Origin of the sequence: Campylobacter ureolyticus (genome assembly GCF_027277485.1) — a bacterium.
In the GTDB taxonomy this organism is placed as follows: Bacteria; Campylobacterota; Campylobacteria; order Campylobacterales; family Campylobacteraceae; genus Campylobacter_B; species Campylobacter_B ureolyticus_B.
Map to the genome: position 1 here is coordinate 65,163 of NZ_JAPXGQ010000008.1, position 12,385 is coordinate 77,547.

Annotated in this window: 12 protein-coding genes and 1 pseudogene; all 13 read left to right on the top strand. The window is 27.6% G+C overall.

The genetic code is table 11. The features are described from left to right. The first annotated feature begins 2 nt into the window (after window positions 1-2). The 13 genes and pseudogenes from O6B72_RS05805 to O6B72_RS05860 all read left to right on the top strand — a co-directional run bounded on the left by O6B72_RS05805 (window position 3) and on the right by O6B72_RS05860 (window position 12,362). Window positions 3-710 carry an NTP transferase domain-containing protein gene (locus tag O6B72_RS05805; RefSeq protein ID WP_269492524.1) on the top strand — a complete coding sequence of 236 codons (708 nt, stop codon included), beginning with the start codon at window positions 3-5 and terminating at the stop codon, window positions 708-710. After that, window positions 688-1,509, top strand: a complete 822-nt coding sequence (locus O6B72_RS05810) for a LicD family protein (RefSeq protein ID WP_269492526.1) — start codon at window positions 688-690, stop codon at window positions 1,507-1,509. The genes O6B72_RS05805 and O6B72_RS05810 overlap by 23 nt, the downstream gene beginning before the upstream one ends. Window position 1,510: 1 nt before the next feature. Then, window positions 1,511-2,578: a glycosyltransferase gene (locus tag O6B72_RS05815; RefSeq protein WP_269492527.1), complete on the top strand. Its 1,068-nt coding sequence runs from the start codon at window positions 1,511-1,513 to the stop codon at window positions 2,576-2,578. Next, window positions 2,575-3,540: a glycosyltransferase family 2 protein gene (locus O6B72_RS05820; RefSeq protein WP_156846932.1), complete on the top strand. Its 966-nt coding sequence runs from the start codon at window positions 2,575-2,577 to the stop codon at window positions 3,538-3,540. The genes O6B72_RS05815 and O6B72_RS05820 overlap by 4 nt, the downstream gene beginning before the upstream one ends. Then, window positions 3,541-5,625 (top strand): STT3 domain-containing protein, encoded by a 2,085-nt coding sequence (locus O6B72_RS05825; RefSeq protein ID WP_269492529.1) that lies wholly within the window; start codon window positions 3,541-3,543, stop codon window positions 5,623-5,625. A gap of 9 nt (window positions 5,626-5,634) precedes the next feature. Next, window positions 5,635-6,750, top strand: coding sequence for a glycosyltransferase family 4 protein (locus O6B72_RS05830; RefSeq protein WP_156846930.1), 1,116 nt, complete (start codon window positions 5,635-5,637; stop codon window positions 6,748-6,750). Next, window positions 6,743-7,348: an undecaprenyl phosphate N,N'-diacetylbacillosamine 1-phosphate transferase gene (gene pglC / locus O6B72_RS05835; protein ID WP_269492530.1), complete on the top strand. Its 606-nt coding sequence runs from the start codon at window positions 6,743-6,745 to the stop codon at window positions 7,346-7,348. The genes O6B72_RS05830 and pglC overlap by 8 nt, the downstream gene beginning before the upstream one ends. Beyond that, window positions 7,335-7,916 (top strand): annotated as a pseudogene (locus tag O6B72_RS05840) (acetyltransferase); the annotation flags it as partial. The gene pglC and the pseudogene O6B72_RS05840, both read left to right, overlap by 14 nt. Window positions 7,917-7,937: 21 nt before the next feature. Beyond that, window positions 7,938-8,288 (top strand): DUF6578 domain-containing protein, encoded by a 351-nt coding sequence (locus O6B72_RS09520; protein ID WP_332112747.1) that lies wholly within the window; start codon window positions 7,938-7,940, stop codon window positions 8,286-8,288. A gap of 26 nt (window positions 8,289-8,314) precedes the next feature. Beyond that, a complete protein-coding gene (locus O6B72_RS05845; protein WP_024962270.1) occupies window positions 8,315-8,524 on the top strand; it encodes an alkylphosphonate utilization protein in 210 nt (69 codons plus the stop codon). Window positions 8,525-8,566: 42 nt separating this feature from the next. Next, window positions 8,567-9,673 carry a UDP-N-acetylbacillosamine transaminase gene (gene pglE, locus O6B72_RS05850; protein WP_269492531.1) on the top strand — a complete coding sequence of 369 codons (1,107 nt, stop codon included), beginning with the start codon at window positions 8,567-8,569 and terminating at the stop codon, window positions 9,671-9,673. Beyond that, a complete protein-coding gene (pglF, locus tag O6B72_RS05855; RefSeq protein ID WP_269492533.1) occupies window positions 9,666-11,456 on the top strand; it encodes a UDP-N-acetylglucosamine 4,6-dehydratase (configuration-retaining) in 1,791 nt (596 codons plus the stop codon). Before pglE ends, pglF begins: the two co-directional genes overlap by 8 nt. Window positions 11,457-11,459: 3 nt before the next feature. Then, complete coding sequence (locus O6B72_RS05860; RefSeq protein WP_269492534.1) at window positions 11,460-12,362, top strand: PDC sensor domain-containing protein; 903 nt, start codon at window positions 11,460-11,462, stop codon at window positions 12,360-12,362. Window positions 12,363-12,385: the final 23 nt, after the last annotated feature.

Consider the following 12,385-nt stretch of genomic DNA (forward strand, 5'->3'; position numbering starts at 1 on the left):
TAGTGAGTAATGCAATAATAATGGCAGCTGGTCTTGGATCAAGACTTAAAGAGTATACAAAAACTACACATAAATCTCTTTTTTTAGTTGATAATGTACCAAATTTAGAAAGAACTATAAGATATTTAAATGAAATAGGCATAGATGAAATACATATAGTTATAGGTTATTTAAGTGAGCAATTTTTATATTTAAAAGATAAGTATAAAAATATAAATTTAATCTTTAATCCAGATTTTGCAACTAAAAATAATGCTTATTCTTTTAAATTAGCAATGGATTATTTTTCAGATAGTTTTATTATAGATGCTGATGTTGTATTGTTAAAAAATATATTTAGTTTAGAAACTAGATCTACATACTACACAACATTAAGAAGAAAAACACAAAAAGCTGAATGGATTGTTTGTGCAGATGAAAAAAATAGAGTTTTTGATATAAAAATATGCACAGATGAAAAGCCAAGCTTACTTGGGATTGGTTATTTTACAAAAGAAGATGCAAAGATAATAAAAAATGAAATATATAATTTAGATGATGATTATTTTTTAGATTCTAAGCTATATTATGATAATGTTATTGCTAAATTAATAGATAAAATATCTATATACTCTAAGTTTATAGATCCAAGCTATGTATGCGAATTAGATGATATAAAAGATATAGATGAATTAAAGGAAAAGCTAAATGGAAAATTTAGTAGAAATTAGCCTTGATGAGGCAAAAGAAAAAATGCTTGAAATGATGTGTTATATAGATAAAGTTTGTAGAGACAACAATATAAAGTATTCTTTAGCTTATGGCACATTAATAGGAGCTATTAGACATAAAGGATTTATTCCATGGGATGATGACATGGATATAATGCTAACAAGAGACAATTACGACAAACTCATAGAAATAATTAAAAAAGATGATAAGTATGATTTGTTGGATTTTGATAGCGGCTTTATCTTAAATTTTTCCAAAATTTGCTGTAGGAATACTTTGGCTATAGAAAAAGATAAATATCGCTTAAAATGCGATTCGATTGGCGTGTTTGTTGATATTTTTCCCATTGATAATTTGCCAGAAAAAGAGCCAAAAAGACATTTAAGAAAAATATCTTTAATACAACATTTGCTTATATATAGAAATTTTAATATGATTTTATCACCAGGAAGCTTTTTGAAAAAAATAGCTAAATTTTCTTTGCTTTTTCCGTTATTTTTCATTTCAAGAGTGTTTTTTACAAAAAAATATCTAATAAGAATTTTAAAAGAAACAATATTAAAATATAAAAATATAACTACAAAAAAATGTGGTATTTTCTCAGATGGACTAAAAGAGATTTATTATAAGAGTATTTTTGAAAACTATATTGATGTAAGCTTTGAAAATTTTAAACTAATGGCTGTTGAAAACTATGATGCTATTTTAAAAATTTATTATGGTGATTATATGAAATTACCACCGGAAGAAAAAAGGATTAACATACATACCTATAAATATTATGCAAGTAGAATATAAAATGGAAAAAACTACAATAATATTTTTTATAGGCCTTATGAACGGTGGAGGAGTAGAGAAAATAATATTAAGCTATTGTGAAAACCTAGATAAAAATAAGTTTAATTTTATATTTGTAACCAGTAAAAGCTCTGCGCAAATACCATACGATAAGATTAAATATTTAAATGCAAAGCTAGTATTAACACCTGATTATTATAAAGATAAATTATCTTATATAAAAACTGTTTTTAAAATTTTAAAAGAAAATAAAAATAGTATTTTTCATTGTAGTTATTTATCCCCACTTCCATATTTTATAGCCAAACTTGTTGGTATAAAAAACATAATAGCTCATTCTCATGCCTATCAGACTAAAGTAGATTTTAAGCATAGAATAAGAAGATTTTTAGTTTGTAGTTTTGCTAATACATACTTTGCATGTGGTAAAAATACTGGAAAATATGCTTTTAAAAATAAAAAATTTACAATAATTAATAATGCTATAAATTTAAATGATTTTGCTTTTGATGAGAATTTTAAAAAGCATTTTTTTGAAAAAAACAATCTTTTTGATAAAAAAATTATAGGACATATTGGTAGATTTTCAAAAGAGAAAAATCATAAATTTATAATCGATGTATTTAAAAAGGTTTTAGAAAAAGATCCTAGCTTTTATCTTTTGTTAGTAGGAGATGGTGAGCTTTTTGACGAGATTAAAAACTATTCTAATGATATCGGTGTTTGTGATAATATTATTTTTCTAGGAAACGTTGATAATGCAAATAAAATTTATAGTTTATTTGACATTTTTATTTTGCCAAGCCTATTTGAAGGTTTTCCTATAGTGTTGGTAGAAGCTCAAGCTAATGGATTGAAATGCTTAGTTTCAGATAGGGTTTCAAAAGAGATTAAATTTATAGATAATTGTAGTTTTTTAACCATTAAAAATATTGATTTATGGGTAAATGAAATTTTAAATTCCAACTTTCTTAGAGAAAAAAATAGTTTAAAAATTTTAGAAGAAAAAGGATTTGATATAAAAAAAGAAGCTAAAAAATTAGAAAAAATTTATGAAAGTTTTAAATGATTTACTTAATTTCAGTTATCGTTCCAGTTTATAATGTAGAAAAATATCTTAAAAAATGTGTTCAAAGTATTATAAATCAAACTTATAAAAATTTAGAAATTATCTTAGTTGATGATGGAAGTAGTGATAACTCAGGTAAAATTTGTGATGAATTTGCCCAAAAAGATAACCGCATAAAAGTTATTCATAAAACAAATGGCGGACTTAGTGATGCAAGAAATGCAGGACTTGATGCAATGAGTGGAAAATGGGTAAGTTTTGTTGATAGTGATGATTTTGTAAGCCCTTACTATATAGAGAATTTATTAAACTTGTCTTTAAAAACCAACTCTGATATATCAATTACAAGCTTTAAATATGTTTTTGAAAATAATGAGGATGGAATTTCAGCAAAAATAGATGAAAATGACAGTGTTTTAACTCATGAAAAAGATGAGTTTTTATCACAAATTTTTTATAGTAAGCTTTATGATATTGGTGCGACTAGAAAGCTTTTTAAAAAAGAGCTTTTTAATGGCTTGCGCTTTCCAAAGGGCGAAATCTCAGAAGATTTAGCAATTATTCCATATGTTTTTAAAAATGCAAATAAAGTAGTATTTTGTGATAAAAAAGATTATTTTTATCTTTTAAGAAGTGATTCTATCTCAAGAACTAATGTTTTTAGCCAAAAAAATCTTTTCATGTTTAAGGCTTTAAATGATTTAAAATCTAATTTTATAAATTATAAAAAAACTTTACGCGCTATAAATTTTTATGAAAATTTAGTAAATTTAGCAGCAGCAGTTCGTTTTGGTGATGATTATAAACCATATAAAAAACCTCTTAAATTTAAAGATTTCATAGAAACTTTATTTAATAAAAATGTAAAATTTACTCATAAAATTTACTTTTTGCTTTATTTTTGTTTTGGTTATAAAATTTGTGCTAGAATTTGGAAATTTCATAAAAAATCAAGGAAATAAATGACGAAATTTAACTTTAATAATAAAACTTGGATCAGTACTTTTATAATAATAGCTTTTTTATTTGGTGTTGTTTGTAGGCTTTATTGGATTTGGTGGGCTGGTGAGTTTAGCGAGATGAAATTTGGTGATATTGTTATGATAAATACCAACGATGGATATGCTTTTGCAGAAGGAGCAAGAGATATAATAGCAGGTTTTCATCAGCCGAATGATTTAAGTTACGTAGATCACTCGATGTCAAAATTTACAGCTTTTGTGGCAAAAATTTTACCATTTGAGTTTGAAAGTGTGATTTTATATATGAGTGTGTTTTTAAGCTCGCTTTTAGTAATTCCACTAATTCTTATATCAAAAGAGTTTAAAGCAATCCCCGCAGGAATAATTGCTTCTTTTACAAGCGTTATTGCAAACTCATATTATAACCGCACCATGGCAGGATATTATGATACTGATATGCTAAATATCGTTCTTCCTTGCTTTGTACTTTGGGGACTTATAAGAGCATCATTAAAAGAAAAACCTTGTATAATAGCTCCTTTGTTTGTGTTAATTAGTCTTTGGTGGTATCCATCATCTTTTACTCTAAATTTGGCTTTATTTGGGACATTTTTTCTTTATACATTAGTTTTTCAAAGAAAGGTTTTAGCAAATTATCAAAATCTTATTTTATATTTAGTCTCACTTATAAATATAACTATTTTTATAAAATTTATAGCCATTTTAGCACTTTATTTTATATTTAAAAAAGGACTTAGTTTTAAAAAATCAGCCGTTATTGGCGGAGTAGTTTTTGTAATATTTGCTATTTTGGGAGGATTAAACTCTGTATTTTTTAATCTTCAGTTTTATATTTTAAGAGATTTATCAGAGATAAAAACTACAAATTATATATTTTTTAATGTCAATCAAACCATTCAAGAATCAGGCATGATTGATTATGATTATTTTATGGATAGGATTAGTTCAGAAGCAGCACTGTTTTTCTTATCAGTTTTAGGTTATGTTTTATTATGCTTTAAAAATAGAGCATTTTTACTCTCACTTCCAATTTTGGGACTTGGTTTTTTAGCCTTAAAAGCTGGTCTTAGATTTACTATTTACGCAGTGCCTATTATGGGACTTGGTCTTGGGTATTTTCTTTATTTTATTGTAAAAAGTTTCAATTTTAAAGATGGTTTAAATATTATAATCTCATTTATTTTGGCAATTCTTTGCTCTATTCCTGCAATCTTACACATTAAAGAGTATAAAAGTCCAACAGTGTTTTTCGCTCCAGAGGTTGAAGTTTTAAACAATCTTAAAAATATTGCCAATAGAGAGGATTATGCACTTGCTTGGTGGGATTATGGTTACCCGATTCGCTATTATAGTGATGTTAAAACTCTAATTGATGGTGGAAAACATCTTGGAAATCAAAATTTTCCAGTAAGCTTTGCCCTTTTTAAAGATGAGATAAGTTCTGCAAATATGGCAAGACTTATTGTAGAATACACAGAAAAACAATATAAAGAAAAATTCCCAAACATACTAGATCAAATTTTAAAAGATTACAACTTTAAAGACGTTGATGACTTGCTTTTAAGTCTTAGTTTTAGGGATTTTACTTTGCCTAAAAAAACAAGGGATGTTTATTATTATTTGCCAAAAAGAATGTCAAATATTTTTGATACTGTGATTTTATTTTCAAATTTGGATTTAAAAACTGGCAAGAGTAAAAACAAGCCATTTTTTAATACCTCTTACGCTGTTTCAGGCTCTGCAGATGGAATTTTATTAAATAATGGTGTTGTTTTATCACCTGATTTAAAAACTCTAAAATTAGCAGATCAAAGCTTTAATATAAAAACTTTTTATGAAGTTGAAAACAAAAATGGCAAATTTAGCAAAAATGTTACTCACTTAAATAAAGATGGATTTTTAAGCTTAATTTTAGTAAAAAATGATGGAACTTTTATAATATTAGATGATGAAGCATTAAAATCAAGCTATGTTCAGCTCTTTTATTTAGAAAATTATGATGAAAAGCTTTTTGAACCAGTTATTTTAACACCACTTTCAAAAGTTTATAAATTAAAAATTTAAGGAAAATTAGTGAAAATTGGTTTTTTATCTCATTCTGATTTAAGCATAGCTTTATTTCGTGCTCCGATAATGAGAGCCTTAAAAGATCTTGGGCATGAAGTTTATGCTATTTATCCAAAAGGAATTATGGATGAAGTTATAAAATCAGAGTTTAAGGCTATAAATTATGAAATTGATAAGGCTAGCTTAAATCCATTTAAAATAGCAAAAAACTCACGAGATTTAGCACAAATTTTAAAAAACTTAAATTTAGATATGCTTCAAACTTCAGCTCATAAATCAAATGTTTTTGGAACTTATGCGGCAAAAAAAGCTGGGATTAGAGTTATTATAAATTTAATTGAAGGACTTGGAAGCTTTTATGTTGATAATGATTTAAAATCACGCTTTGTGCGTTTTGTTATGGAAAGGCTTTATAAAAAAAGTTTAAATTTGAGTAATGCATGTATATTTGTAAATGAAGCTGATCCAAACTACTTTTTAGATAAAAATTTAATTTCAAAACAAAAAACTTTCATAGTAAAAAGCGTTGGAATTGATTCTTTAAAATTTAATCCACAAAAAGTAAAAGCTTATGATTATAAAAGCGATAAAAAAATAGTTTTAATGATAGGGCGAGCTTTGTGGCATAAAGGTATAAGAGAATTTTATGAAGCAGCACAACTTTTAAATAATAGATGCGATCTTAAATTTGTCTTTGTGGGAGATACTTACGAGGGGAATAAAAGCAGTGCTGATAAGAGCTTTTTGGAAAATAAAAATGTAAGTTGGATAAAATGGAGTGATGAGATTGCCCAGCTTTTAAAAGGAGCTTATATGTTTGTTTTGCCAAGTTACAAGGAGGGTTTTCCAAGAACTGTTTTAGAAGCTATGAGTATGCAAAAACCATGTGTTGTAAGCAATGTAGCCGGATGTAATGAAGCTATAAAAGATGGCTTTAATGGTCTTTTATGCGAGCCAAAAAACTCTAGTGATTTAGCCAAAAAAATTGAAATTTTGGCAAATGATGAAAAAATGGCATATGAATTTGGTAAAAACGCACGAGATGAAGTTTTACAAAAATACGATGAAAAGATTATTGTTAAGAAATATTTAGAAATTTATAGGAAATTTATTGATGTATAGAAGATTTTTAAAAAGATTATTAGATATTTTAGGAAGTTTAATTTTAATAATTATAACTTTGCCTATTATGATAATCTTATATTTTTTAATCAAAAATAAAATCTCAAAAGAGCCAATTTTTAAGCAAATTCGCCCAGGGTTTAATGAAAAACTTTTTAAAATTTACAAATTTAAAACGATGAGTGATGAGAAAGATAAAAATGGCAATTTGCTTAGTGATGAACTTAGGCTTGGTAAATTTGGAGCTAAAATACGCTCGACCAGTCTTGATGAGCTTCCTCAGCTTTTTAATGTCTTAAAAGGAGATATGAGTTTCATAGGTCCAAGGCCTTTGCTTGAAAAATATTTAACTCTTTATTCTCCAAAACAAAGGCTTCGTCACAGCGTTCGCCCAGGAATTACTGGCTTAGCGCAAGTTAATGGCAGAAATGAAATTTCTTGGAAAAACAAATTTCGTTACGATAGTTTTTATGCATCAAATTTAAACTTTTTGCTTGATCTAAAAATACTGTTTTTAACTATAAAAAAAGTTATAAAAAAAGAGGGTATTTCGAAAAAAGGTATGGCTACTGCGGAGGAATTTAATGGTTCAAACTAAAAGTATTTATATCTATGGAAGCGGTGGTCATGGAAAAGTTGTAGGCGAAATTGCTAGATTAAACGGATATGAAAATATAATTTTTTTAGATGATAAAAAAGGGCTTAAATTTAGTAAAAATTTAGCCAAATTTGATATCATAATCGCAGTTGGAGATAACAAAATTAGAGCAAAATTACAAGAAAAAGTACTTAATTTAGGCTTTAATGTAGTTAGTTTAATTCACCCAAAAGCAGTTATTTCAAAAAGTGCTGTTATAAACCAAGGCGTAGTTGTAATGGCTGGGGCTATAATAAATCCAGATGCAATAATCGAAGATGGAGTCATTATAAATTCAGCTGCTGTTATAGAGCATGAATGCGTGATTAAAAAATTTGCACACATTAGTCCAAATTCAGCATTGGCTGGTGGCGTAACGGTTGGAGAATTTTGTCATTTAGGCCTTGGAAGTTCTGTAATTCAAAATATTAAAATTGGTAAAAATTCAGTAGTAGGCGCAGGTGCAGTTGTAATAAATAATATCCCATCAAATAGTGTTGCTGTTGGAGTTCCAGCAAAAGTAATAAAAAATTTGAAACTAAAAAGCCTTTTGGATAAAGAAAGTATTTTTATCTATTATGAGTCTTGGGAGTTTGATTGCTGTGGAAAATCTTTTAGTGTTAGGGATAAGATTGACTGGAGTGTAGATTTAGATATCGAGTTAAAAATAGATAAGTTTAACATAGAGTTATATTACGATGGGCATTGTAGAGCAATTAGTCCATACAGCCTAATTGGAATTGTAAAAAGTATAAACAAGCTTTACAAGGATGACAATGGTAATAGGCTTGTAAAATGTTGTATTAATACAAATCGTTTTGAAGAAAATTATAAAGATTATAGATTTTTTGGCTATATTGTAGAGATTGAAAATTTTACATTAAAAGAATGTAAAGAATAATATAAATAAATAACAAAGGAGAAAAAATGGCAGTTGTTGATGTAAATGGAGTTGAGCTTCAAAGTGGGGATAATATAGTTGTTATTAAGGATTTAAAACTAAAAGGTTCTAAAAATAGTGTTAAGCAAGGCACTAAAGCAAAAATTCGTTTAACAAAAAATGAAAATGAAGTTGAGTGCAAGCTTGATAAGCTTGGAACTGTTATTTTAAAAACTGAATTTATAAGAAAAGCTTAATATTTTTGAAGTAAAATAACAATTTTATTTTAAGGACAATTTATGGCAAGAGTATTTTTAAGCCCGCCTAATATGGGTAAAGATGAGCAGAAATATGTAGAAGAAGTTTTTAAAAGCAATTATATTGCTCCACTTGGAGAATTTGTTGATAAATTTGAAAAAAGTATTTGCAATTTTGCAGGTATAAAATCAGCACTTGCATTAAGTTCCGGCACTGCAGGACTTCATCTAGCATTAAAAAGCCTTGGTATAAAAGATGGTGATTTGGTACTTGGATCAACTTTTACTTTTATGGCGTCTTTAAATCCAATATTTTATGAAAGATGCAAACCTTTGCTTATCGATAGTGATGAAAGTTGGAATCTAAGTCCAGAGCTTTTAAAAAAAGCTATTAAAAAAGCTCCTAAAAAGCCTGTTGCTTTAATAGTAACCCATCTTTATGGTCAAGCTGCCAAAATGGATGAAATTTTAGAAATTTGTTTTGAAAATAAGATTAAAGTTATTGAAGATGCTGCTGAGGCACTTGGTGGAACATATAAAAATAAAGCTCTTGGAACGCTTGGAAATGTTGGAGTTTATAGTTTTAATGGAAATAAAATAATAACTTGCGGTGGTGGTGGCATGCTTGTTTCAAATGATGAAAATTTAGTTAAAAATGCTAGATTTTTAAGCACTCAAGCAAGAGAGCCATTTTTACACTATGAGCACAAAACTTATGGATATAATTATCGCTTAAGCAATGTTTTAGGAGCTATTGGTGTTGGGCAAATGGAGGTTTTAGAAAAAAGGGTAGATAAAAAAAGAGAAATTTTTGAAAAATATAAGCATAATTTATCAAATCTAGACATTGAATTTATGCCAGAAATTCCAAATTCCAAAGGCAATAGATGGCTTACAACCTTAGTTTTTAAAGAAAAAAATAGCCATCTAAAAGTTATAGATAAACTAAATAAATTTGATATTGAGAGCAGACCTTTATGGAAACCTATGCACTTGCAACCTATATTTCAAGGGGCTTTAAGTGTTATTGATGGTAGTAGTGAAGATCTCTTTGAAAGAGGAATCTGTCTTCCAAGTGGAACCAATATGAGCGACAATACAATAGATAAAATTTGCGAAATTGTAAAAAGCGTTATAAAAAATGACTAATTTTTTTAAACCAACTAAGTTAAAAAGATTTTTGTTTTTCTTAGTAGCCGATTTCTTTATCTCAGTTTTTTCAACTATTTGGGCATTTTATCTTCGTTTTAGTGGAGATATGCCTGAAGTTTTTCAAAAAGGACTTTTATTAAGCTGCCTTTTCTTGGCTATTTTTAAGATATTTTATCTATGGAGTTTTAAAATTTATCTTGTTCCATGGCGTTTTTTTGGACTCTATGAAGCTAAAAAAATATTCTTAGCTCATCTTTTGGCCGCTTTATCATTTTTGATTCTATTTTTATTGCTTGATGATGTCTTTAATCCTTTTCCAAGAAGTGTCATCATAATTGATGCAGCGATATCATATATTTTAATAAGCGGATTTAGAATTATAAAAAGAATGCTTTTGGATAGTTCTAAAAAATCTCACCAAAACGAACCTTGTGTTGTGATTGGTGCTACAAAAAAAGCAGTTCACATTATACAAGGGATAAAAGAAGGATACATAAATTATTACGCAGTTGGTGTTTATGATGAGAGAAAAGAGCTTGTTGGTACATCTTTTGAAAGCTTTAGTGTGAGGGATAAATCAAAACTTAAAGATGACATTAAAAAACAAAATATAAAAACCGCAATTATTGCTTTAAGACTTGAACAAGATGAGCTTAATAAGCTTCATAATGAACTTATAGATTTTGGCATAAGAGATGTTAAAGTTTTTTCATTGCTTGAAAAAGAGAGCATTAGAGATATTTCTATTGAGGATCTGCTTGCTAGAAAACCAAAAGATTTAAATGATGATATTGTAAAAGATTTTATGTTTGAAAAGGTAGTTTTGGTAACAGGAGCTGGTGGAACAATTGGTAGTGAAATTTGCAAACAGTGTTTAAAATTTGGCGTAAAGCGTCTTATTATGCTTGATCACAGTGAATTTAACCTTTATAAAATAAATGAAATCACCAAAAGCAATAAGAAAAATGTTTTAAAGCTTTTAAGTGTTATTAATTTAAAAGATATTGAAGACGAAGTTTTTAAAGAGTTTGATATTGATATTGTTATTCATGCAGCAGCCTATAAGCATGTGCCTCTTTGTGAGTTTAACATAAAATCAGCCGTTAAAAACAATATTCTTGGTACAAAAAATATGATAGATTTAAGTAATAAATATAATGTCAAGCGATTTGTTTTAATTTCAACAGATAAAGCCGTTCGTCCAACAAGTATAATGGGTACAACAAAGCGAATTTGTGAGCTTTATGCGCTAAATCAAAATTCAAAAACAGAATTTGTTGCAGTAAGATTTGGTAATGTTTTGGGAAGCAGTGGAAGTGTGATACCAAAATTTAAAGAGCAAATTAAAAATGGTGAGAATTTAACTGTAACCCATCCTGATATAGTAAGATATTTTATGCTTGTAAGCGAGGCTTGTCAGCTTGTGCTTCAAGCCGCAAGTATTGCAAAAGGTGGTGAGCTTTTTGTTTTAGATATGGGAAAACAGGTTAAAATAGCTGATCTTGCTAAAAAGATGCTTGAACTTGCAAACAGAACTGATCTAAAGGTTGTATTTACAGGTCTTAGACCTGGTGAAAAACTCTATGAAGAACTTTTAATTGATGAAAATGACAAGCAGACCAAATTCGAATCTATTTTTGTAACAAATTCTCAAAAATATGACCTAAATTTATTGAATTTGCAAATTAATGAACTTTTAAATTTGGATGAAAAAGATATAGAGTCTAAACTTTGCGAAATAGTTCCTGAATTTTCTCACGCACTTAATAAAAAGGATTAGTATTTGATAATTAGAGAAATTGAAGAATTTAAACTAACAAAGTCTAAAATAAAAGCTTATCTTAGTTATATTTTCAGTCAAAATTTACCAAATTTTAGTGAAGATATAGATGAAGAAAAAATCCTAAAAAGTTGTAAAGATATCTCAGATGAACTTATGGGATATGATACTTTTTATATTTTAGATAAAAATGGTCATCAAATAAGTGATAATTTAGTTTTTTCTGCTAAGGGTGTAAAAAACACTTTTAAAGGTGAAGATAAAAGCACTAAGTCATATTATAAAAAAGCTGTAAAAGAAAAAAGAGCTTATCTTTGTGAGCCATATCCTGGCACTTTTGATAGCAAGCTTAAAGTTACTATGGCAGTTCCTATTTATTCGCAAAATAAGGAGCTTTTATACGTTGTTTGTTGTGATATTTTGCTTGAAGATATTTTAAAACTCATAAATCCAAGTTCTGTTGATAGTGTTTTTGGTAAGATTTCAAGACTTTCATACTTTATTATAAGTATGACACTTTTTTGTGTAGCGGGAATTTTATTTTATTTTGGTGTAAAAAGTATAATTGTTACAAATTTTAGCTTAAACGATACATCAAAAATATTTGAATCAACGATTTTGTTAACTCTTTCTTTAGCTATATTGGACCTTATAAAAGCATATTTTGAGGAAGAAATTTTAGGAAGACATGAAAAAAATAGCACAAATTCAAAAACTATGATAAAGTTTTTATCATCAATTATTATAGCTCTTGCAATTGAAGCTTTGATGCTTGTATTTAAATTTGCCATGACCTCACCAAAAGAAATTATTTATCCAATATGTTTGATAGTGGCAATCGCATTTTTAGTAGCTTCTTTAGGATTATATATCTACATAACTAAAAAAGCTATTTTTCAAAAATAACAACAAACAATAAAAGGAGATAA